This window comes from Microbacterium sp. MYb54 (assembly GCF_002979515.1).
Lineage (GTDB): Bacteria > Actinomycetota > Actinomycetes > Actinomycetales > Microbacteriaceae > Microbacterium.
Genome location: NZ_PCPA01000001.1, coordinates 275,694 through 297,525 on the forward strand (window position 1 = coordinate 275,694; position 21,832 = coordinate 297,525).

The following is a 21,832-nucleotide window of genomic DNA, read 5'->3' on the forward strand; positions in this document are numbered from 1 at the left end:
CACATATGTGCAAGGATCGAGGATGAGGAGGATGTCATGGTCGGTGTAAGCCCGGAATCACGCGACAGCAAGCTGATCGCGGCGCTCACCGCCGCGCAGCTCTACTACATGCAGGACAAGACCATGGAGGTCATCGCGAAGGAGCTCGGCACCTCCCGGTCATCCGTCTCGCGTCTGCTGAGCTTCGCGCGGGAGAGCGGTCTGGTGGACATCCGGATCAACTCGCCCCTCGAGCGCCTCGGCATGCTCGAACATCGGATCCGCGATCGGCATCGTGTGGCGGCGCACGTCGTGCCGATGCCGGAGATCCTCAGCGAGGTGGAGCGTCTCGAGCGCGTGGCGCTCACCGCCGGTCGTCTGCTGTCGCAGTTCGTCGATTCGAACATGGTGATCGGCGTCGCGTGGGGATCGACCATCAGCGCTGTGAGTCGTGGTCTCACACAGAAGGAGACCCACAACACGACCTTCGTACAACTCAACGGCGCCGGCAACACGCAGACGACGGGAGTGGAGTACTCCAGCGACATCCTGCAACGCTTCGGCAGCGCCTTCGGCGCGCAGGTGCAGCAGTTCCCCGTTCCCGCATTCTTCGATGACCCGGCGACACGGGAGGCGATGTGGCGCGAGCGGAGTACGCGTCGTGTGCTCGATCTTCAGGCGAAGATGGACGTCGCCGTCTTCAGCCTCGGTTCTCCCGCAGCTGAAGTGCCCAGTCGCGTCTACGTCGGCGGCTATCTCGGACGCGACGACTACCGCAGTCTCCGGGAGGATCACGCGATCGGCGACGTCGCGACGGTCTTCTTCCGCTCAGACGGCTCGTGGCGTGACATCAGGGTCAATGCCAGGGCGACCGGACCTGGCCTGGATCGCCTCCGACGCGTTCCGCGTCGGGTCTGCGTCGTCTCGGGGATCCCCAAGCTGGTGAGCCTTCGCGCCGCATTGGCTGCCGGGCTCATCACTGACGTCGTCCTCGATGAGGGGCTCGCTCGGCGACTCGTCGAGGATTGAACGCATCGCCCTCACCGACGGCTACGGTTCCTCGGTCGAAGCCTCCGGCCCGGAGCGGAACTCGCGGATCAGATGCCTGACCACCGCTGTGAGGTCGCCTCCTGCGGCATCCGCCACGGCGAGCTGACGCGCGTAGCTCGCGCCACCCTCCAAGATCGTCGCGACACCTCCGAACTCTCGAATGCAACCGAGCTCCACGGCCACCGGAGCCAGCTCGTCGAGCGTCTCGGCGAGATGCTCTCGCACCGGGCGCTGGGTGCCTTCGGCGTCGACGATGATCCGCGCCTCGAGGCCATATCGTGCCGCACGCCATTTGTTCTCGCGGTGGAACCAGGCGGGAAGCTCCGGGAGTGTCTTCCCTTCGTCGAGCTGGCGGGAGAAATGCTCCACGAGCACCTGGACGAGGGAGGCGACCGATGCCAGCTCGGGAAGGGTCGACAGGCCGTCGCACGCCCGCACCTCGATGGTTCCCCAGCGTGGAGCCGGGCGAATGTCCCAGCGCACTTCCGTCGCGTCGGCCATCACGCCCGTGCGCACCATGTCGTCGAGGTAGGACTCGTACTGCGACCAGTCATGCAGAGGCCAGGGGAGTCCGGCGGTGGGGAGCTGCTGGAATACAAGAGCTCGGTTCGACGCGTAACCGGTGCGTTCGCCCGCCCAGTAGGGGCTCGACGCAGCCAGCGACTGCAGATGAGGGAGGAATCCGGCGAGGGCGTTGATGATGGGGAACACCTTGCGGTGGTCCTCCACGCCGATGTGCACGTGGATGCCCCAGATCATCATGTTGCGCCCCCACCACTGAGTGCGCTCGATCAGGGTGTGGTAACGCGACTTGTCGGTCACCTGCTGGTCGAACCACTGTGCGAACGGATGACTTCCCGCCGACAGAAGCTCGATTCCCGCAGGGTCGGTAGCTGAGCGGACGGCTGTGATCGCGTTGGCGATGTCGTCGACGGCGTGTGCCACCGAATCTCCGATGCCGCTCGTGACCTCTATCGTGTTCGTGAGTAGTTCACCTGTGACGGTATGGCGCTCATCGGCGCTCTCGGCCTCGAGTGCAGCGAGCAGTTCGGGGGCGCGTCCGACGAGGTCACCGCTCGCGGGATCGGCGAGCATGATCTCCCATTCGAGGCCGACGGTGGATCGGGGAGATGAGGCGAACTCGAGCTTCACCCGCACAGTCTGGCACGCGTGCGGCGCGACACGGCAACGCCGGTTTCGCCACGTTTCGCGCCTGGGACGTGCATCTGGCAGAATAGAGGGTCGGACCACCTGCTCGACCCTCTATCCGGCAGGTGTCCACACTCATTTGAGCTTCCGCCGGGTGTGCACCCCACTCTCCAGGCGATCAGTTCGTTTCCTTCCACACAATTCAGGAGAATCGTGGCTGTCAAGATTCGTCTCAAGCGCCTGGGCAAGATCCGTGCGCCGTACTACCGCATCGTCGTCGCCGACTCGAAGACCAAGCGCGACGGTCGCGTGATCGAGGAGATCGGCAAGTACCACCCCACCGAGGAGCCCTCCTTCATCGAGGTCAACTCCGAGCGTGCGCAGTACTGGCTCTCCGTCGGCGCACAGCCGACCGAGCAGGTCGCCGCCATCCTCAAGATCACGGGCGACTGGGGCAAGTTCAAGGGCGACGCTGACGCGAAGTCCACGCTCAAGGTCAAGGAGCCCAAGGTTCCGTTCGAGATCGACGGCTCCAAGAAGTCTGTCGTCAAGCCCAAGGTCGAGAAGAAGGTGGAGGCCCCCGCTGAGGAGGCTCCCGCCGCGGCCGACGCGGAGGCCGCTGAGGCTCCCGCAGCAGACGCAGAGTAATCCGTCGTGCTCGCCGCCGCGCTCGAACACATCGTCAAGGGGATCGTCGATCACCCGGAAGATGTCCGTATCAACGAATCCACTTCGCCGCGAGGCGACCTCCTCGAGGTGCGTGTGCACCCCGATGACCGTGGACGCGTAATCGGGCGCGGCGGCCGCACTGCGAAGGCCCTTCGCACTCTCGTCAGCGCACTCGCTGACGGGCGTCGGGTCCGCGTCGATGTCGCGGACGACTGACGTGGTGCCGAAGGACCGCAACCAGGGCAAGAATCAGCTGCGTGTCGGACGCCTCGTCAAGGCTCACGGCCTCAAGGGCGGGCTCAAGCTCGAGCTGTACACCGACAATCCCGAGGGCCGCTTCACTCCGGGTGCCGGGTTCACGGTACAGGTGCCAGAGGCATCTCCGTGGCACGGCAAGGACATCACCGTCCGCGAGTACCGGGTGATGAACGGCAACCCCGTCGTCTTCTTCGACGACGTCGAAGACCGCGAGGCGGCAGAGAGTCTCGTCAAGGCGATCCTCTGGATCGACCACGATGTCGACGAGGTCGAGAATGACGCCTGGTTCGACCACCAGCTCGTCGGGCTCGACGTCGTCCGCGACGACACGATCGTCGGCCGCGTCGTTCGTGTCGAGCACTTCCCGGCACAGGATCTCCTGATCGTCAAGGCGGGCGAGAACGAGGTCATGGTGCCGTTCGTCTCGGCAATCGTCCCGACCGTCGATGTCGCCGCCGGCCGAGTGATCGTGACGCCGCCGGCAGGTCTGTTCGAGGAGCTGCCGGATGCCGCGGATGCCGAGCCGCAGTCGGGCTCGGACGCCGAAGCGGCCGAGTGAGCGCTGATACGGTTCCCCCGTGCGTATCGACGTCGTCTCCATCTTCCCGTCCTACTTCGACGCTCTGACGCTCTCCCTGCTCGGGAAGGCCCAGGAAGCGGGCATCATCGACCTTCGGGTACGAGACCTCAGGGACTGGACTTCCGATCGTCACCGTACGGTGGACGACACTCCCTACGGCGGCGGTGCCGGGATGGTCATGAAGCCGGAGCCCTGGGGGCTCGCGCTCGATGAGGTCGCCGGTGCTTCCGAGGCCCCGGGTTCCGAGCGTCCGACGATCATCTTCCCGTCGCCTGCCGGCGAGGTCTTCACGCAGAAGACGGCGCGTCAGTTGGCCACGCGCGAGCATCTCGTGTTCGGCTGCGGTCGTTACGAAGGTATCGACGAGCGCGTGTTCGAGTACGCCGCCTCCCTCGGAGAAGTGCGTCTGGTCAGCCTCGGCGACTACGTGCTCAACGGGGGAGAGGTCGCCACGATGGCGATGATCGAAGCCATCGGTCGACTCATCCCCGGCGTCGTCGGCAACCCTGAGAGCCTCGTCGAGGAGTCCCACGAAGACGGGCTGCTGGAGTACCCCTCCTACACGAAACCCGCATCATGGCGCGAGCGTTCCGTGCCGGAGGTGCTGCTGAGCGGCAACCACGCCGCGATCGCCGCCTGGCGTCGTGAACAGCAGCTCGAACGCACGAAGAATCGTCGTCCCGATCTTCTCGCGGACGACGACTCCTCTCAGTCCTGATCGGGGCTGAGAGCCGAATCCGGTCCGGGTATTCGTCAGAGCATGCGCTCCGACCGCCCATCGATCTCGAAGACGACTCCGTGCGGATGCCTCAGTGCGAGGGCGCTCGAGGCGTCGAGCCCTCGCAGCTCGGCGCGAAGCATGCGTCCGATCATCTCGTGGCTCACGAGCAGTGGTGTGCCTTCTGACGCCCATCCGCAGCTGCTGAGAGCCTTTCGCGCCCGCGCCCTGGCCTGCGCATAGCTCTCGCCGCCGGGGAAGGCCCAGCCGTAGCGGTTCGCTGCGCGCTCTTCTCTCGCAGCCGGATAGGCATCATCGATCTCATCCCAGGTCATGCCTGCCAGCTCTCCGTGATCGAGCTCAGCGAGTTCCGGAACCTCGACGAGGTCGGCACCGATCCTGTCGGCGATGATGGTCGAGGTCTGCATCGCTCGGCCGAGTGGGCTGGAGCACACGGTGTGCACGCCGGCATCCACGACCCTCGCCGCGATCGCTTGAGCTTGCTGGATGCCTTCGTCGGTGAGAGGGGAGTCGAGCTGGCCCTGCAGGCGATGCTGCACGTTCCAGGTCGTCTGCCCGTGCCGAGCGAGGAGCAGACGCTCCGGCACGTGACGGTCCTGCGGAATCATGGACTCAGGATGGCATACGCCGCAGGTGGAGTCTTCAAAAGGCTCGGCGCCCGTCACTGACGTCGAGTCGGCCTCGCGCCGTCGGGGCGCGGAACACCCTCAGTCGACGCCGAGGAAGGACCGGTCCGTGAGGATGATCGGGCCGTCTTCTGTGATCGCGATGGTGTGCTCCGAGTGCGCGCCGCGGGAGCCGTCAGCGCTGCGTAGAGTCCACCCGTCCGGGTCTGTGACCAGCTCGTCTGTCGTCGCCAGGAACCACGGCTCCAGTGCGAGGACCAGCCCGGCGCGCAGGGGGAATCCCCGACCGGCGCGGCCGTCGTTCGGGACATGGGGGTCTCCGTGCATCGTGCGCCCGACACCGTGTCCGCCGAAGTCGGTGTTGATCGAGTAGCCGTCGCGGTGCGCGACTGCCGCGACAGCGGCGGAGATGTCTCCGATGCGGTTCCCGACCGTGGCGGTGTCGATAGCGGCGGTCAGGGCGCGCTCGGTGGTGTCGATGAGTCGGAGATCTTCTTCACGCGCCGTTCCGACGACGAACGAGACTGCGGAGTCAGCGACCCATCCATCCACCGAGACGGCGAAGTCGAGGGTCACGAGGTCGCCGTCGCGCAGCGTGTAGTCGTGGGGGAGACCATGCAGCACCGCGTCGTTGACCGAGGTGCAGATGACCTTGCCGAAGGGGCTCGCGCCGAAGGAAGGGTGGTAGTCGATGTAGCAGGATTCGGCTCCGGCTTTGCGGATCATGTCGTGCGCGCGGCGATCGATCGAGAGGAGATTCGTCCCGACCTTCGTCTCATCGCGCAGCGTCGCCAGCGTCTCGGCGACGAATCGTCCTGCCGTGCGCATCTCATCGATCTCGGCAGGGGTGCGCAGTTCGATCATCGGGTGTCCTCTCGTCATGTCCATTCTCCCTGATCCGGCGCGGCAGGATCCCCGACCGCTCTCAGCGAACACCGGGGCGCGCGGGTGAGCGGCGTCGTACGATCTGAGCATGTGGTTGCGACAGGCCTTCTTCCGGTGGCTCCTTCCGGCGGCTTTCCTGCTGCCACTCTGGCTGCTGATCGGGTGGGGCATCTTCCAGGGCGGCTGGTCGATCTTCTGGGTGCTCCTCATCGCGATGCCGTCGGTCTTCGTCGGCCAGCTTCTGCTCACCCTGCTGACTCGATCCCGTCCATCCGTCCGCATCGAAAGGGCCGTCTCGTGGTGGGACGTCGCCGGGTTCACGCTCTGGCACGGGCTCACGATCGCTGTCGGATTCTTCATCGACGGTGCGTTCCCGTGGCTGCTCACCGGGGCGATCATCGCGGGTATCGGTCTCATCTGGCTGCAGCTGTGGCAATTGTGGAACGAGGCGAAGGGCAGCGGGTCCCGACTGCGCGAGACCATCACGTGGTCCACGATCCCGACCGTCGATGAACCGGCGCCTCCGACGCGGGCGCACGAGGTCATCGTGGTGCGGGAGACTGACACCCGCGACTGACGTCGGCGTTTTGGACGGGCGCGGCATCCATGGCAGAATGAGTGTTTGTGCTGTGACCGGCTCTGCCACAGGGGAGCCCGCGGACGCGTCAGCTCCGTACAGTTCAATCCTTTTCTTATTCCTTTGAAAACATGCATGCGACCTGTGGCGGGTGCAGAGAGAGACGATCATGCAGATCCTCGACGCCGTCGACGCGGCTTCCCTTCGTTCGGACATCCCGGACTTCTTCCCCGGTGACACCGTCAAGGTGCACGTCAACATCACCGAGGGCAGCCGCTCTCGTATCCAGGTCTTCCAGGGCGTCGTCATCGGCCGCCAGGGCGATGGTGTGCGCGAGACGTTCTGCGTCCGCAAGATCAGCTTCCAGGTGGGCGTCGAGCGTACCTTCCCGGTGCACTCCCCGGTGATCGACCACATCGAGGTCGTCACGCGCGGTGACGTGCGTCGTGCGAAGCTCTACTACCTCCGCCAGCTCCGTGGCAAGAAGGCGAAGATCAAGGAGAAGCGCGACCGCTGAGTCGCAGCATCTCCACAGCACCCCGGGACACGATGTCCCGGGGTGCTTTGTTCTCCCCACGGTGTGCGAACCTAGATACCGTCGCCGCAAGCCGGTGCATGATCGTGAAGGAACCTGATGACTGAATCCTCGTCCGCGCCCACGTCCAGACGTCGCCGCGGGTTCCTGGTCTTCCTCCGCGACGTGCTGGTGATCGTCGTGATCGCCGCCCTGGTCTCGTTCGTGGTGAAGAGCTTCGTCGTGCGCTCTTTCTACATCCCGTCAGCCTCGATGGAACGCACGCTGCTGATCAACGACCGCATCCTCGTCGACGAGCTCACACCGCGGTGGACCGACTACGAACGGGGAGATGTCGTCGTCTTCAAGGACCCGGGTGGCTGGCTCGATGGTCAGCCGCAGACGTCGGCCCAACCGCCGCTGGTCGAAGCAGTCGACTGGGTCCTGAACTTCGTCGGCATCTCTGCGACCGATTCGCAGGACCACCTCGTCAAGCGTGTCATCGGTCTTCCCGGTGACCATGTGGTGTGCTGCAACGCCCTGGGTCAGATCACCATCAACGGGGCACCCATCGACGAGCTCAGCTACCTCAACCTCCCTCCGGGAGACACCGCCGCATCGAACGAGCCGTTCGACGTCGTCGTCCCCGAGGACTCCGTTTGGTTGCTCGGTGACAATCGCGACCGTTCGCGCGACGCGCGTGCGCACCAGGATCTTCCCAGCGGAGGCTTCGTCCCGATGGAGAACATCGTGGGCAAGGCATTCCTCACGACATGGCCGCTGAATCGGATGGGGCCGATCGACGGTCACCACGAGATCTTCAACGGCGTACCGGCGCCGGAATGACCGTCGTCGCACCGCGTCTCACCCTGGAGCGCCAGCTCCTCGGCGAGTGCGACTTGATCGTCTCGCTTGATGAGGTCGGTCGGGGCGCTCTTGCCGGGCCGGTCGCCGTCGGGGCTGCGGCTATGGATGCTGCGGGCGCTCGTCGTCGGGTGCCCGAGGGCCTCCGCGACTCAAAGCTCGTCACCGAGAAGCGCCGCCCCGACGTCGCAGCCCGCGCGGCTGCCTGGGTGCAGGCCTCTGCGGTCGGCTGGGCGAGCGCTGCAGAGGTCGACGAGCACGGCATCATGCGGGCACTCGGGCTTGCCGCGTCGCGCGCGGTTCAGGCCATCGCCGACCAGGGCGCCACGTTGGAGGGAGCGCTCATCCTGCTCGACGGCAACCACGACTACGTGTCGAAGGTGCACCCCGTGCCGTTGCGAGTTCGACCGGTGATCAAGGCGGACCGTGACTGCGCGTCGGTGTCTGCGGCTTCGGTGATCGCCAAGGTCGCGCGCGACACCCACATGGCGGAGCTTCACGAGAGCCATCCGTCCTATCAATGGAACCGGAACAAGGGCTATGCGAGCCCCGAGCACCGAGATGCCATCCGAAGTATCGGACTATCCCCGTTCCATAGGGCGTCCTGGGCGATCGCTGACGTTCCCACGCTCTTCTGAACGAACCGGTCGGTCTGTCGGAAGAGCGCGATGCCGCGCCGCAGCGCCCACGACTCTAGGATGGAGAGATCATGGATGAGGAAGCCTTCGACGACTACGACCGCGAGCTCGAGCTGGCACTGTTCCGGGAGTACCGGGATGTGGTGTCGCAGTTCCAGTACGTCGTGGAGACCGAGCGCCGGTTCTACCTGGCGAACGAGGTCAATGTCGTCCGCCGTGACACCGAGCACGACTTCTACTTCGAGATCTCGATGAGCGATGTCTGGGTGTGGGACATCTACCGTGCCGACCGTTTCGTGAAGGCTGTGCGCGTGCTGACGTTCAAAGACGTCAACGTCGAGGAGCTGCAGCGCCGGGAGTTCGAGCTCCCGCAGGAGCTCTCGCTCGACGGAGAGTGATGGCCTCGCCCTCCAGGCGATCGCGGTGACGGCTCTCCACATGAAGGCGAAGAGCTGACTTCTCCCCAACGCCCGCACGACGGCCGCGATAACGGATCCGCCAGCTCGGAACCCGCGTGATGCTGGGCAGATGGCAGCGAAGGATGAACTCGGCAGAGCAGGGGAAGAGCGCGCAGCGCAGCACCTGACGGGCAATGGCTACACAGTGCTCACCAGGAACTGGCGTTGTGCGCAAGGTGAGATCGACATCGTCGCCTCGTGCGGCGGTCATCTCGCGGTGGTCGAAGTGAAGACACGACGAACGGCCGCCTATGGGCACCCGTTCGAGGCGATCGACCGGCGCAAGCTCCGTCGACTGTGGCAACTCGCACAGGCCTGGATCGCCGAGCACCCGGATGCCGCTCGTGGTCGCGTCCTTCGGCTGGAGGCGATCGGGATCGTCGGACCTGACCCGTTCGTCGGTGCGCTCGAGCATCTGGTGGACATCGCATGAGCACCGCGCGCACCTGGGCGGTCGCACTCACCGGGGTCGACGGGCATCTCGTCGAGGTCGAGGCGGACATGTCGAATCAGACTCCCGAGTTCCGGATCATCGGGCTGCCGGACAAGTCGCTGGGGGAGGCAGTGCAGCGTGTGCACAACGCCTGCAAGAACGCCGGACTTGACCTGCCTCGGCGGCGGCTCACCGTCAACCTGTCTCCGGCGAGTCTTCCCAAACACGGGGCCGGGTTCGATCTCGGGGTCGCAGTCGCCTCCCTCGCCGCCGCCGGATTGATCGATCCGCGCTCGATCGCAGCTACCGTCCATGTCGGCGAGCTCGGGCTCGACGGTCGAATCCGGCCTGTTCCCGGAGTCCTCCCCGCGGTGTTCGCGGCCGTAAGCGCCGGATTCGAACGGGTGATCGTACCGCGGGGGAATGAAGCAGAAGCGAAGCTGGTGCCGGGTGTCGAGGTGCGAGCGGCATCGTCGCTGGCGGAAGTCGCCGTCTGGCACGGCGCCGATGTCGAAGCACCAGACGTCGAAGCCGTCGAGGGGCAGGCAGCGACGAACCGCGATCGGGAACTGCTCGATCTCGCCGACGTCGTCGGGCAGGAAGAGGCGGTGGAAGCGCTCATCGTGGCTGCGGCGGGCGGGCACCACATGCTTCTGAGCGGGCCTCCGGGCGCAGGCAAGACGATGCTCGCCCGCAGGCTGCCCGGCGTCATGCCGCCGCTCAGTGAGCAGGAGGCACTCGAGGTCGCGTCCGTGCGTTCCCTCAGCGGTGAGTCTGTCGCTGTGCTGGACACGCTGCCACCGCTCGAGGCGCCGCATCACAGTGCGTCTGTCGCAGCGCTCGTGGGCGGAGGATCACGCGTCGCAAGGCCGGGAGCGATCGCCAGGGCCCATCGAGGTGTGCTGTTCCTCGACGAAGCAGCGGAGTTCTCCCGGGTCGCCCTCGATGCGCTTCGGCAACCACTCGAGTCCGGTGTGATCGAGGTGAACCGCGCGGGGTTCACTGCCACGTTTCCCGCGCGGTTCCAGCTGTTGCTCGCGATGAATCCCTGCCCCTGTGGAAACCATGGGGTCCGTGGCGCGGAGTGCATCTGTCCGCCCATGTCGATCAGGCGCTACTCCTCGCGGCTGTCGGGACCGCTCCGTGACCGCATCGACATCGATCTGCAGGTCAGTCGCGTCGCCGCGTCACGTGCGATGGGTGAAGCGAGAGCAGACACGACGACGGCCCATGCGCGTATCCGCGTCGCGGCCGCTCGGGAGCGGGCGAGTCATCGATGGAGGAGCACTCGGTGGCGACGCAACGCCGATGTGCCGGGGACCCGGCTGCGTCAGGGGTCTCTGCGCCTCCCGCCGACCACCCGCTCGCCGCTGGACCGCGCACTCGAGCGTGGCGCGCTCACACTGCGAGGCTATGACCGTGTGCTCCGCGTCGCGTGGACGATGGCTGACCTGGCTGAGCTCGACCGCCCCGGCATCGACGAGATCGGACGCGCACTTCATCTGCGGAGGGGGCTGCCGCGATGATCGATACCCTGCTCGCCGATGCCGAAGTCGTCGCCGTCATCCGGCGCATCCACCCAGGCGATGACATCCGCGACTGCGTCGCGCGTGCCGCGTGGACAGTGATCGCAGAGCCTGGCGACGCGGTTGCCGGCGCGCTGATCGAGTCGCTCGGTGCAGAAGATGCGCTGTCGCTGGCGATGGGTGACTCGGCCTCGTTGCTCTCGCCGGGCGTCGGGAGCGCTTCCGCGACGCGCGCACTCGTCGAGGCCCGAACTCGGTGGCGTCCCCGGCTGCACATCAAGGCTGTAGACGACGCTCTGCGGGGAGCGGCCGATGTCGGTGCGCAGCTCATCATCCCCGGAGACGAGTTCTGGCCCGAGTCCCTCGGAGATCTCGGTCCCAGCGCTCCGACGGCGCTTTGGGTGCGCGGTCGCGCCGAGCTGCTGAGCCGTGTACCCCGGGTGTCGATCGTCGGTGCGCGGGCGTCGAGCGGTTACGGCGAGCACGTCGCGTCGGAGTTCGCCGGTGATCTCGCAGCGAGCGGGGCGGTGATCGTGTCGGGCGGTGCCTACGGGATCGACGGCGTCGCACATCGTGCCGCGCTCGGCGTTCAAGGCGCGACGGTCGCGTTCTTGGCCGGGGGAGTCGACCGCCCCTACCCGGCCGGACACCAGACGCTCCTGCGACAGATCGCCGACGAGGGGGCGTTGGTGAGCGAGCCGCCCTGCGGTGCGGCACCGACGAAGTGGCGATTCCTCGCGAGGAACCGCCTGATCGCGGCGCTGGGTCAGGCCACCGTCGTCGTAGAGGCCGGCTGGCGCAGCGGTTCGTTGAACACTGCAGCCCACGCGGCTACCCTCGGGCGTCCTCTCGGCGCGGTTCCGGGCGCCGTGACCTCCACAACGTCGGCCGGCTGTCATCGTCTCCTGCGCGAGTATGACGCGCAGTGCGTCACCTCCGCTCGCGAGGTGCGGGAGCTGTGGGGGCAGATCGTCGAGCCACCGGCGGAACATGTCGAACATGACCCGAATCGCGTTCGACTCCTCGATGCGATGAGTACGAGGTCAGGCTTGTCGGTCGAAGAGGTTGCGCGAAGGTCTGGCCTGTCGCCGAACCGAGTACGTGCCCTGCTCGGGCTTCTGCATCTGGAGGGAGATGTCGCGCACGATGATCGGGGGTGGCGTCGGGCTCCGCAGACACGGCCGCGATGAAGCTCCGGGAGTCGTGACGGCGAGGCGTCCGGGAAGACCTCTCAGGCGAGGGCAAGCTGAGACCATGGATCTCGCGGCCGCGACAGAGGCGTTCGCCGACCACCTGGAGCGGGTGCGTCGGCTCTCGCCTGCGACCGTGAAGGCGTATCGCTCCGACCTGCGCGACCTCGACGCATCAGCAGGTGGTATCCCACTTGAGGCGGTGGACCTTGAAGTACTGCGGGATTGGCTGTGGCGGGCGACGCAGCGCGGTGATGCGAGATCCACGCTGGCCCGCCGCTCCGCCACAGCCCGCGCGTTCTTCAGCTGGGCGCACGAGCAAGCGCTCGTCGAACATGATCCGAGCCTCCGACTCGTCGCGCCGAAGAAGGGACGGACTCTGCCCACCGTCGCCTCGAGAGAGGCGATGTCCGGCCTGCTCGACGCCCACCGCGACGCCGCGGAGGAGGGCGACCCGATTGCACTGCGGGACCACGCGATCCTCGAACTGCTCTACGGCTCAGGGATTCGCGTCTCCGAGCTCTGCGGACTGGACATCGACGATCTCGACCTCGACCGTGCCACCGCGCGTGTGCTCGGCAAGGGGGCGAAGGAGCGCGTCGTGCCGTTCGGCGCGCCCGCGCGGGATGCCTTGAGCGCGTACCTTCGTCGTGGCAGAACCACTCTCGTGGAGAGATCGCGCAGCTATACCTCGGCCGTCATCCTGGGAAGCCGCGGCGCTCGGATCGGACCGCGCACGGTGTACGAACTCGTCGCCCGGGTCCTCGCTCCGATCGTGGGCGCCGAGACGATCGGACCACATGCGTTACGCCATACCGCGGCCACACACCTTCTCGACGGAGGCGCCGATCTGCGAGCCGTGCAGGAGATTCTCGGCCACGCGAGCCTCGGCACGACTCAGATCTACACACACGTCTCGACTGAGCGGTTGACCGCCACTTACCGGCTTGCCCATCCGAGGGCCTGATCCGACGCCCAGCAGACATCCGGTCGATCACTACCCGGCGCAACAGGGGAGAAGGATCGCTCGCGGCACCTCGCCGAAGAACAGCATCGGATTGACGTAGTCGCCGTCATGTCGGACACCGATGTGCAGTGCACCCGCCGAGGTATGGCCGCCGACAGAGACGAGCCCGATCTCCTGACCAGCCGACACGGAGTCGCCAGGACGGAGCGCAGATCGAACAGGCTCGAAGGTCGTCACGAGACCGTCCGCATGCTCGATGGTCAGGAGTGGGCGATCCACGACTGTTCCGCTGAAGGCGACGACCCCGTCGGCCGGGGCGAGCACCACCGCATCGGGCGACGCCGCGAGGTCAGCTCCGCGATGGCCAGGGCCGTACTCGTGCGCAGGAGCCCGGTACGGGGCCACAACGCTGTGCTGACCTGTCAGCGGCCAGCGCCAGCGGGGCCAGTCGACTGATTCAGGTGGAGCCGCGACCGCGTGAAGAAGGATCGTGGCGAGGGCGACAACGATCGTCGCGAGGGTGCGGACCGTGGGGAGCGAGAAGACGCGCATGCCGGAAGTCTGCCCATCTGCTTTCGGTCGTGAGCACAGGGGGCGTGAGGATGCCTGCCCGCCGGGAGAAAGTCAGGATGACGCCACGAGGTGCAGGGCGAGTGCGGGTGCACGATCCTGTATGCTGGGGGAGCACCTCGAAATCGAGGTGACTACGCGTGCCCAAAGCGATTCATCTCGCGGCATCCACTCCCACAGGTCCTTCTCTCTGAGCGGGCGGGTGTGAGCCGGGCACCAGGAAGTCCGATCATCCGATCGGCTTGCAACCTCAACGGCGCAGATATGCGCCAGAACCAGGAGACGACCATGGCTGTGGTCACCATCCGCCAGCTGCTCGACAGCGGCGTGCACTTCGGACACCAGACCCGTCGGTGGAACCCGAAGGTCAAGCGCTTCATCCTCACCGAGCGCAGCGGCATCCACATCATCGACCTTCAGCAGTCGCTCGGCTACATCGACAAGGCCTACGACTTCGTCAAGGAGACCGTCGCCCACGGTGGCACGATCCTCTTCGTCGGCACGAAGAAGCAGGCGCAGGAGATCCTCGCCGAGCAGGCGACCCGCGTGGGCCAGCCCTTCGTCAACCAGCGCTGGCTCGGTGGACTCCTCACCAACTTCCAGACGATCTCCAAGCGTCTCGCACGCATGAAGGAGCTCGAGGAGCTCGACTACGAGACCCCGGCGAACAGCGGCTTCACGAAGAAGGAGCTGCTTCTCAAGAAGCGCGAGCTCGACAAGCTGCACAAGTCGCTCGGTGGTATCCGCAACCTCACCAAGACGCCTTCGGCCATCTGGGTCGTCGACGCCAAGCGCGAGCACCTCGCGATCGATGAGGCCAAGAAGCTCGGTATCCCCGTGATCGGCATCCTCGACACGAACGCCGACCCGGACGACTTCCAGTACCCGATCCCCGGCAACGACGACGCGATCCGCTCCGTCTCGCTGCTGACTCGCATCATCGCCGACGCTGCGGCCGAGGGCCTGCAGCAGAAGCACAACCCGGAGACGGGCGACGCCGAGCCTCTCGCCGACTGGGAGAAGGAGCTCCTCGAGACTCCGGCCCAGGAGGTCCAGGAGTCCGCTGACGCTGCTGAGATCGTGACGGCTGAAGACGAGGCCGCTGTCGTCGAGACGCCCGCTGCCGACGAGACCGCTGCCGACGAGGCCGGTGCTGAGGCACACGACGAGGCGATCGCCGCCGCTTCCGGTGAGGAGACCGCTGAGGTCGCCGCCGCCGAGGCTGCCGACGCCAAGTAATCCCCTCGTTCACACATACATAACGAAGCAAGGAGCCACCACACATGGCCAACTTCACCATCGCTGACCTCAAGGCGCTGCGTGAGCAGCTCGGTACCGGAATGGTCGACACCAAGAAGGCGCTCGAGGAGGCTGACGGAGACGTCGCGAAGGCCACCGAGATCCTGCGTCTCAAGGGTGCGAAGGGCAACGCGAAGCGCGCTGACCGTTCCACGAGCGAGGGACTGATCGTCGCTCGCGAGCAGGACGGCGCTGTGACGCTCATCGAGCTCGCCTGCGAGACCGACTTCGTCGCGAAGAACGAGCGCTTCATCGCGCTGGCCGACAAGGTCGCCGACGCTGCAGCAGCAGTCAAGGCCGACTCGGTCGACGCTGCTCTCGCCGCATCTGCCGGTGACAAGAGCGTCGAGCAGGTCATCTCCGAAGAGGCCGCGATCATCGGCGAGAAGGTCGAGCTGCGCCGCGTGCGCACGATCGCCGGCGACAAGGTAGAGGTCTACCTGCACCGCACGAGCAAGGACCTGCCGCCGCAGATCGGCGTCGTCGTCGCCTACTCGGGTGATGACGCGGAGACTGCGCGCAGCATCGCCCAGCACATCTCGTTCGCGAACCCGTCGTACCTTTCTCGCGCGGATGTCCCTGCGGACGCCGTCGAGAAGGAGCGCGAGATCGTCACCGAGATCTCCCGCAACGAAGGAAAGCCGGAAGCGGCTCTCCCGAAGATCGTCGAGGGTCGCGTGTCCGCGTTCATCAAGCAGGTCGCCCTGCTCGAGCAGGACTACGCAAAGGACAACAAGCTCTCTGTCGCCCAGGTGGCGAAGGACGCCGGTATCACCGTGACGGACTTCGCGCGCTTCAAGGTCGGCGCGTAGCAAGGTCGAAGGGGTTCGGATCGCCAAGATCCGAACCCCTTCTTCATGCCCAGAAGGCACTATCTTGAATCGGGACGAGAGGACACCCACCATGACTGAACGCACTGGACGCCGCCGCGTCCTTCTCAAACTCTCCGGCGAGGCATTCGGCGCAGGGCAGCTGGGTGTCAGCCCCGATGTGGTCTCGCAGATCGCACGTGACATCGCCGCAGCAGTCGATCGGGTCGAGGTTGCGATCGTCGTCGGTGGCGGCAACTTCTTCCGCGGTGCCGAACTGAGCCAGCGCGGCATGGACCGCGGACGTGCCGACTACATGGGCATGCTGGGGACGGTCATGAACGCCCTCGCCCTGCAGGACTTCCTCGAGCAGGCCGGCGCCGCGACCCGTGTGCAGTCGGCGATCTCGATGACCCAGGTCGCCGAGCCCTATATCCCGCGCCGCGCGGAGCGCCACCTCGAGAAGGGGCGCGTCGTGATCTTCGGAGCTGGCGCCGGTCTGCCGTACTTCTCCACCGACACCGTGGCAGCGCAGCGTGCCCTCGAGATCGGTGCAGATGAGGTTCTCGTCGCCAAGAACGGCGTGGACGCCATCTACACCGCAGACCCCAACAAGCACGCCGATGCGGAGCGCATCGAGCGCGTCACCTATCGCGACGCTCTGCAGCGTGGTCTGAAGGTCGTCGACTCGACCGCCTTCAGCCTCTGCATGGACAACAGCATGGACATGCGCGTGTTCGGCATGGAACCGGCCGGCAACGTGACGCGTGCGCTGCTCGGTGAGCCCATCGGAACCCTCGTCACCGCCTGAGCGTGTGACACGGCGGAGACGACTTCGCCCGGTAGAATTTGCTGAACACCCCGACGATAGGAGTCACCGTGATCGCGGACGTCCTCGCTGAAACCACCACTCGTATGAACCGGGCGGTCGAAGCTGCCAAGGAGGATTTCTCCACGGTGCGCACCGGTCGTGCGAACCCGCAGATGTTCCAGAAGGTGCTTGTCGACTACTACGGCACGCCGACTCCGATCGCCCAGCTCGCATCGCTGGCGAACCAGGAGGCTCGTACACTCATCATCACGCCGTACGACAAGTCTGCGCTGAAGGCGATCGAGCAGGCTCTTCGTGACATGCCCAACCTCGGCGCCAACCCCACGAACGATGGCAACCTCGTTCGCGTGACGATGCCCGAGCTGACCGCTGAGCGTCGCAAGGAGTACGTCAAGCTCGTCAAGACCAAGGCGGAAGACGCGAAGGTGCACCTGCGTGGTATCCGTCGCAAGGCGAAGGACGAGCTGGATGCGCTCAAGAGCGAGCTCGGCGAGGATGACATCGCTCGCGCGGAGAAGGAGCTCGACGCGCTGACACGTCAGCACGTCGAGCTCATCGATGACGCGCTGAAGCGCAAAGAGGCCGAACTCCTCGAGGTGTAGTCAGGATGTCCGACGAAACGCGAGACGCCGAGGGAGACAAGCCGTTCCCGCGTGCTGACGCACGCGACGATACGTCTTCCGACGGCGTCCCGCTCGTGGATGCGGCGTTCCCCGCTTTCGACGCTGCCGCGGTTCCGCCGCGACCAGATCTTCCGGTGTCTGCGGATGGCGTGGCGCCGATCGGTGCGAGTCCACTCGACACGGCGGATCACAATGCGATCCGTGAACAGTGGCGGGCTGCGAGAGATGAACTCGGCAGTCACGTCTCGCATGCCCGCGACCAGCTGGATCAGGCCAACGAACGCATCAAGCAGCGCACGGGCCGCGACCTCGTCCTGGCGATCCTGATCGGTCTCGCCTTCGGTGCGGCGCTGCTCGGATCGCTGTTGTTCTTCAAGGTGTTGTTCGTTCCGTTCGCCCTCGCCGCCGCGCTACTGGGTGTGTACGAACTCTCCAGGGCTCTGCGGAGCTCCGGACGACGGATCGATGTCGTTCCGCAGCTGATCGCAGCCGCATTCCTGGTGCTCTCGGCGTATTTCGCAGAACCATGGCTCTGCTGGGTCATGCTGTTCGTTGCTGTCGCTTTCGTCATTGTCTGGCGTCTCATCGCGCAGATGGTCGTGAAAGACGGGCGAACCTACGGCGACGTGCTGGCGGATGCCGTGATCAGCGGTTTCGTGCAGGTCTATGTGCCTTTCCTCGCGGGCATCGCGCTCATCCTGCTCAAGCAGGAAGGCGGAGAGTGGTGGGTGCTCAGCTTCATCGCGATCGCCGTCGCCGCTGATACGGGCGCCTATGCCGCGGGCTTGGCGTTCGGACGTCATCCGATGGCACCGAAGATCAGCCCGAAGAAGACCTGGGAAGGGTTCGGCGGTGCCGTGGCCGCATCGCTCGCAGCCGGTGTTCTGTTGGCGATCTTCCTCCTCGAACTGCCGTGGTGGACCGGCCTGATCTTCGGAGCGTCGATCCTGTTGTCCGCGACACTCGGCGACCTCGGCGAATCCATGCTCAAGCGCGATCTCGGCATCAAGGACATGAGTTCCTGGCTGCCGGGTCATGGTGGGCTGCTCGACCGGCTCGACAGCATCCTGCCATCGACGATCCCTGCGCTCTGTCTGTACTTCCTCCTCTCTCCTTGGGTGGTTCTGTGATGACCGAAAACCAGCTCGACGAACAGACGGCTCAGGCGCCGGCCGCGTTCGCGCTGACCTCTGGACGTGTCCGCGGATATCACCGCGCTGCTGTCGACACCTTTCTCGCGTCAGCGCGTCGCGCCTTCGAGGCTGGCGGAGATGAACTCAGCGCCGACGATGTGCGCACCGCTTCGTTTCCTCTCGTGAAGGGCGGCTACGTCGTCGCAGATGTCGATGCCGCGCTCGGTCGAGTCGAAGATGCCTTCGCCGCGCGGGAGCGCGAGCGTGTCGTCCGTGCACAGGGCGCCGGCGTGTGGGTCGAGCAGGCGAGATCCGACGCGCAGACCATCCTGGATCACCTGGCGCGACCACGTCGTCATCGCTTCGCCCGCACCGGCGTCCTCACCTTCGGTTACCGCATCGATGAGGTCGATCACGTGTCGACGCGAATCGTCCGATACCTCCGCGATGGCGACGCGCTGACCGTCGAGCAGCTGCGCTCAGCGGCGTTCCGGATGCAGCGCGGCGGATACCGTGAAGAGCAGGTCGATGCCCTCCTCGACGCCACCATCGATGTGATTCTCGCCGTTCGCTGAGATTCCTGATGGTCGATTCAGGCACCTTTGCGTAGACTGTCCTTCATCGTGAACTCCCGAAACGACATGAATCTCGAACGAAACGAACTTTCGCTGGTGCCCGCAGCGAATGCTGGTTCGGCGCGAACGGGCACTCGCCGCTGGTCACGCCGGCGCGGGGTCGTCGGTGTTTTCAGCGCCATCGCGGTGGTCGGATTCGCGGGAGCGCTGGTGGCGCCGACCGGTGTAGCGCTGGCGACGCCCGCGCAGGCTGATGCTCCGGACTCTGCATACTCGCTGGCTCTCGCCGACACTCAGAACCTCACGGTCACCGTCGAGGGTGCAGACATCACGCCGCTGGTCCGCGGAAACTTCGATGTGTATGTGAAGCCGAAGCCCCCGCCCGAGCCGGTTCCCACGGCCGCGGCAGCGCCGCGCAGCGGCTCCTCTGGCGGATCCCTTCCCCCGTACACGGGCGGAGGCGCTCCCGCAGAGTGGATGGCAGCGGCTGGTATCGCGCAGAGCGATTGGCAGTACGTCGACTACGTGGTCACGCGTGAGAGCGGTTGGAACCCGAACGCCACCAACAAGTCTTCCGGTGCCTGCGGTCTCGTGCAGGCTCTGCCGTGCAGCAAGGTGCCTGGCAACGGCTACAACCCCGTCGACAATCTGCGCTGGGCGACAGGCTACGCCACAGGTCGTTACGGCAGCTGGGCGGGCGCGTACAACTTCTGGGTCAACAACCACTGGTGGTGAGCAGGCACGATGCCACGCTCCCGCAGACGCCCTCCGGCGCGCCCTGACGACGAAGACTCGCTGGATCGGCTCATAGCCGGGTGGAAGCGTTTTGAGACCCGCCGAGGCAGTGAGTGGACGGTCCAGCCGGTCTCCGCGGCCCAGGCGCAGAAGGAGTACATCTGCCCCGGTTGCAGCCGGGCGATCGAGGCCGGCACAGCTCATCTCGTCGCTTGGCGCGCAGACGGCGTCTTGGGCGATGCCGCCGACCTCGCCGCCCGCCGGCATTGGCACACACACTGTTGGAGACTGGCATGAGTATCGAGATTCGAGGACCGCTGGAACTTCCGGCCCGGCGTGAGGACATCGAGCTGACGACGGCCGATGGCCTGACGCTCGTCGGCGAACTGTCCGAGCCTGAGACGGTTCAGCCGGTCGCGACGCTGGTGACCCTGCACCCGCTTCCCACCGCCGGCGGATTCATGGACTCGCACATCATCCGTAAGGCAGCCGCCCGGCTCCCGGCTCTCGCCGACCTGGCGGTCCTGCGCTTCAACACACGAGGAACCACGTCTCCTCGCGGGACGAGCGAGGGGTCCTTCGACGGCGGGGGCGCAGAGCTGTTCGATGTCGCTGCCGCAATGGAGTTCGTCAGTGAGCGCGCGCTCCCGCGTCCCTGGCTCCTGGGCTGGTCGTTCGGTACCGAGCTTGCCCTGAAGTATGGACGAGAGCACGATATCGAGGGCATCATCCTGCTCTCACCGCCTCTGCACCGTGCGACGCCCGACGAGGTCGCTGCCTGGGCGACCACCGACGTCCCCGTGATCGTCCTGGTGCCGGAGTTGGATGACTACCTGCGTCCGGATGAAGCCCGTGAACGATTCGCCGCCATCCCACATGCGCAGTTGATCGCGGTCGAGGGCGGGAAGCACCTGTGGGTAGGCGAGACGCAGACCCGTCGTGTGCTCACGGAGATCGTCGCCGCGGTAAACCCGTCTGCGCTGCCGCTTGCCACTCATTGGCCGGCTGCGGACTGAGCGGCCTGCGAGACGGGCTCAGAGCTCGTTCATCCGGGGGATGAGTACCTGTCGGTAGATGATGAGGATGCTGGCGGCGACCGGGATCGCAATGAGTGCCCCCAGTAGCCCGAGCAGGCTGCCGCCGGCAAGTGCGGCCACTACGACGACGGCTCCCGGTACCGACACGGCCCGGCTCATGATGCGCGGCGAGATGATGTACGCCTCGATCTGCATGTAGATCAGATAGTAGATCGCTGCTGCGATCGCCGTCGCGGGGGAGCCGAGACCCGGGATCAGGCATGCCAGCACGATGATCGTGGAGCCGGTCAAGGTGCCGACGAGTGGGATCAGCGAGAAGAAGAACGCGACGACCGCGAGGACTGCGGGGAACGGCGCCTGGATGATCGACAGGTAGATCGCGCTGAGCACGCCGTTGATCACACCCTGCGTCACCTGTCCCATCACGTAGTAGCCGACCGAATCCGTGATCTGCTCCGACAGATCGATGAAGCGGTCACGCTTCGACGCCGGGGCCAGCTGGTAGACCGCGCGCTTGAGCGAGGGAGTGGAAGCCGTGAGATAGATGGTCAGGATGAGCACGATGAATGCGCCGAACAGTCCGCTGAGCACGGCACCGCTCGCCACGAGGAAGCCCTGACCGATCGAGCCGCCGATCTCGGTGAGATTGGTGGTGAGCCAGTTCTCGACGTAGCTGAAGACGTCGTCGACTCTGAGGTTGGGGAACGCATCCGTCATCCACTGCTTGAGGTCGTCGATCGCGGTGCCGCGCTGAACGATCGCCGTGATCTGGGCGATCAGTTGGGAGATCTGGTCGACCAGCACCGGGAGCACGATGAGAACGATGCCCGAGAAGATTCCGAGCACTGCGACGATCGTCACGAGGACCGCCGCCCAGCGGGGGAGGCGTCGCCGCTCTAGGAAAGACACGAGCGGGTCTAGGCCGAGGCTCAGAAACAGAGCCGTGCCGAGATACAGCAGCACCGTGGAGAGATTCTGCACGCTGTTGATCAGCAGGATTCCCAACCCCACGCCGAGCGTCGCCACCAGGGCGGTGCGGAAGGGATTGTGGATCTTCATGAATCGACTCCTCGAGACGGATGCAGCAAGGCTATCGAGACGGCCCGAAATGGCACCG

28 protein-coding genes are annotated in these 21,832 nt (G+C 65.8%); 23 read left to right on the forward strand and 5 right to left on the reverse strand.

Annotated features, from left to right (window positions below):
- Positions 1-36: 36 nt before the first annotated feature.
- Positions 37-1,008, forward strand: coding sequence for a sugar-binding transcriptional regulator (locus CQ040_RS01285; protein WP_036274056.1), 972 nt, complete (start codon positions 37-39; stop codon positions 1,006-1,008).
- 21 nt (positions 1,009-1,029) lie between these two features.
- Here the strand turns inward: CQ040_RS01285 and CQ040_RS01290 are convergent, their stop codons facing one another.
- Complete coding sequence (locus tag CQ040_RS01290; RefSeq protein ID WP_105525456.1) at positions 1,030-2,181, reverse strand: glutamate--cysteine ligase; 1,152 nt, start codon at positions 2,179-2,181, stop codon at positions 1,030-1,032.
- 210 nt (positions 2,182-2,391) lie between these two features.
- Here CQ040_RS01290 and rpsP point away from each other — a divergent pair, with 210 nt between their 5' ends.
- Genes rpsP through trmD form a run of 4 tightly spaced genes read left to right on the forward strand, consistent with a single transcriptional unit; the run spans position 2,392 to position 4,403 of the window.
- Entirely contained in the window at positions 2,392-2,826 is a 435-nt protein-coding gene (gene rpsP / locus CQ040_RS01295; RefSeq protein ID WP_028501979.1) for a 30S ribosomal protein S16, read from the forward strand.
- Between the two features lie 6 nt (positions 2,827-2,832).
- Entirely contained in the window at positions 2,833-3,063 is a 231-nt protein-coding gene (locus CQ040_RS01300; RefSeq protein ID WP_017830729.1) for an RNA-binding protein, read from the forward strand.
- Complete coding sequence (gene rimM / locus CQ040_RS01305; protein WP_105525455.1) at positions 3,047-3,664, forward strand: ribosome maturation factor RimM; 618 nt, start codon at positions 3,047-3,049, stop codon at positions 3,662-3,664. Before CQ040_RS01300 ends, rimM begins: the two co-directional genes overlap by 17 nt.
- 19 nt (positions 3,665-3,683) lie before the next feature.
- The gene (gene trmD / locus CQ040_RS01310) at positions 3,684-4,403 is read left to right on the forward strand and encodes a tRNA (guanosine(37)-N1)-methyltransferase TrmD (protein WP_105525454.1); all 720 of its coding nucleotides are present in this window, start codon (positions 3,684-3,686) and stop codon (positions 4,401-4,403) included.
- Between the two features lie 35 nt (positions 4,404-4,438).
- Here the strand turns inward: trmD and CQ040_RS01315 are convergent, their stop codons facing one another.
- Together CQ040_RS01315 and map are read right to left on the reverse strand one after the other, a co-directional pair.
- Positions 4,439-5,032, reverse strand: coding sequence for a histidine phosphatase family protein (locus CQ040_RS01315; protein WP_258131196.1), 594 nt, complete (start codon positions 5,030-5,032; stop codon positions 4,439-4,441).
- 99 nt (positions 5,033-5,131) lie between these two features.
- Entirely contained in the window at positions 5,132-5,914 is a 783-nt protein-coding gene (gene map, locus CQ040_RS01320; RefSeq protein ID WP_105525453.1) for a type I methionyl aminopeptidase, read from the reverse strand.
- Positions 5,915-6,023: 109 nt separating this feature from the next.
- Here map and CQ040_RS01325 point away from each other — a divergent pair, with 109 nt between their 5' ends.
- The 9 genes from CQ040_RS01325 (at position 6,024) to CQ040_RS01365 (ending at position 13,102) form a co-directional block, all read left to right on the forward strand.
- A complete protein-coding gene (locus CQ040_RS01325) occupies positions 6,024-6,512 on the forward strand; it encodes an MFS transporter permease (RefSeq protein WP_105525452.1) in 489 nt (162 codons plus the stop codon).
- Positions 6,513-6,681: 169 nt separating this feature from the next.
- Complete coding sequence (gene rplS / locus CQ040_RS01330; RefSeq protein ID WP_028501973.1) at positions 6,682-7,029, forward strand: 50S ribosomal protein L19; 348 nt, start codon at positions 6,682-6,684, stop codon at positions 7,027-7,029.
- A 117-nt stretch (positions 7,030-7,146) separates the two neighbouring features.
- Positions 7,147-7,872: a signal peptidase I gene (gene lepB, locus CQ040_RS01335; protein ID WP_105525451.1), complete on the forward strand. Its 726-nt coding sequence runs from the start codon at positions 7,147-7,149 to the stop codon at positions 7,870-7,872.
- A complete protein-coding gene (locus tag CQ040_RS01340) occupies positions 7,869-8,528 on the forward strand; it encodes a ribonuclease HII (protein ID WP_105525450.1) in 660 nt (219 codons plus the stop codon). Before lepB ends, CQ040_RS01340 begins: the two co-directional genes overlap by 4 nt.
- 71 nt (positions 8,529-8,599) lie before the next feature.
- A complete protein-coding gene (locus tag CQ040_RS01345) occupies positions 8,600-8,926 on the forward strand; it encodes a DUF2469 family protein (protein WP_017204525.1) in 327 nt (108 codons plus the stop codon).
- A 130-nt stretch (positions 8,927-9,056) separates the two neighbouring features.
- Complete coding sequence (locus CQ040_RS01350) at positions 9,057-9,419, forward strand: YraN family protein (RefSeq protein WP_105525449.1); 363 nt, start codon at positions 9,057-9,059, stop codon at positions 9,417-9,419.
- The gene (locus CQ040_RS01355; RefSeq protein ID WP_105525448.1) at positions 9,416-10,945 is read left to right on the forward strand and encodes a YifB family Mg chelatase-like AAA ATPase; all 1,530 of its coding nucleotides are present in this window, start codon (positions 9,416-9,418) and stop codon (positions 10,943-10,945) included. Before CQ040_RS01350 ends, CQ040_RS01355 begins: the two co-directional genes overlap by 4 nt.
- On the forward strand, positions 10,942-12,135 hold the full coding sequence (gene dprA / locus CQ040_RS01360) for a DNA-processing protein DprA (RefSeq protein ID WP_105525447.1): 1,194 nt from the start codon (positions 10,942-10,944) through the stop codon (positions 12,133-12,135). The genes CQ040_RS01355 and dprA overlap by 4 nt, the downstream gene beginning before the upstream one ends.
- A gap of 64 nt (positions 12,136-12,199) precedes the next feature.
- Positions 12,200-13,102: a tyrosine recombinase XerC gene (locus CQ040_RS01365; RefSeq protein ID WP_105525446.1), complete on the forward strand. Its 903-nt coding sequence runs from the start codon at positions 12,200-12,202 to the stop codon at positions 13,100-13,102.
- 30 nt (positions 13,103-13,132) lie between these two features.
- Here the strand turns inward: CQ040_RS01365 and CQ040_RS01370 are convergent, their stop codons facing one another.
- On the reverse strand, positions 13,133-13,654 hold the full coding sequence (locus CQ040_RS01370) for a murein hydrolase activator EnvC (RefSeq protein ID WP_105525445.1): 522 nt from the start codon (positions 13,652-13,654) through the stop codon (positions 13,133-13,135).
- Positions 13,655-13,960: 306 nt separating this feature from the next.
- On the opposite strand from CQ040_RS01370, the gene rpsB reads away from it, so the two are divergent.
- From rpsB to CQ040_RS01415, 9 genes are all read left to right on the forward strand, one after another.
- Positions 13,961-14,911 carry a 30S ribosomal protein S2 gene (gene rpsB, locus CQ040_RS01375; protein WP_028501966.1) on the forward strand — a complete coding sequence of 317 codons (951 nt, stop codon included), beginning with the start codon at positions 13,961-13,963 and terminating at the stop codon, positions 14,909-14,911.
- 44 nt (positions 14,912-14,955) lie between these two features.
- Entirely contained in the window at positions 14,956-15,783 is an 828-nt protein-coding gene (tsf, locus tag CQ040_RS01380) for a translation elongation factor Ts (RefSeq protein WP_028501965.1), read from the forward strand.
- 91 nt (positions 15,784-15,874) lie between these two features.
- The gene (pyrH, locus tag CQ040_RS01385; protein ID WP_017830711.1) at positions 15,875-16,591 is read left to right on the forward strand and encodes a UMP kinase; all 717 of its coding nucleotides are present in this window, start codon (positions 15,875-15,877) and stop codon (positions 16,589-16,591) included.
- Positions 16,592-16,659: 68 nt separating this feature from the next.
- The gene (frr, locus tag CQ040_RS01390; RefSeq protein ID WP_105525444.1) at positions 16,660-17,214 is read left to right on the forward strand and encodes a ribosome recycling factor; all 555 of its coding nucleotides are present in this window, start codon (positions 16,660-16,662) and stop codon (positions 17,212-17,214) included.
- Positions 17,215-17,219: 5 nt separating this feature from the next.
- Positions 17,220-18,365 carry a phosphatidate cytidylyltransferase gene (locus tag CQ040_RS01395; RefSeq protein WP_105525443.1) on the forward strand — a complete coding sequence of 382 codons (1,146 nt, stop codon included), beginning with the start codon at positions 17,220-17,222 and terminating at the stop codon, positions 18,363-18,365.
- Positions 18,365-18,943, forward strand: a complete 579-nt coding sequence (locus CQ040_RS01400; protein ID WP_105525442.1) for a DivIVA domain-containing protein — start codon at positions 18,365-18,367, stop codon at positions 18,941-18,943. Before CQ040_RS01395 ends, CQ040_RS01400 begins: the two co-directional genes overlap by 1 nt.
- A gap of 96 nt (positions 18,944-19,039) precedes the next feature.
- Positions 19,040-19,678 (forward strand): lytic transglycosylase domain-containing protein, encoded by a 639-nt coding sequence (locus CQ040_RS01405; protein WP_258131195.1) that lies wholly within the window; start codon positions 19,040-19,042, stop codon positions 19,676-19,678.
- A 9-nt stretch (positions 19,679-19,687) separates the two neighbouring features.
- A complete protein-coding gene (locus CQ040_RS20955; RefSeq protein ID WP_105525440.1) occupies positions 19,688-19,975 on the forward strand; it encodes a hypothetical protein in 288 nt (95 codons plus the stop codon).
- Entirely contained in the window at positions 19,972-20,694 is a 723-nt protein-coding gene (locus CQ040_RS01415; protein WP_181156685.1) for an alpha/beta hydrolase, read from the forward strand. Before CQ040_RS20955 ends, CQ040_RS01415 begins: the two co-directional genes overlap by 4 nt.
- Positions 20,695-20,712: 18 nt before the next feature.
- Here CQ040_RS01415 and CQ040_RS01420 read toward each other — a convergent pair whose 3' ends face one another.
- Positions 20,713-21,774, reverse strand: coding sequence for an AI-2E family transporter (locus CQ040_RS01420; RefSeq protein ID WP_105525439.1), 1,062 nt, complete (start codon positions 21,772-21,774; stop codon positions 20,713-20,715).
- Positions 21,775-21,832: the final 58 nt, after the last annotated feature.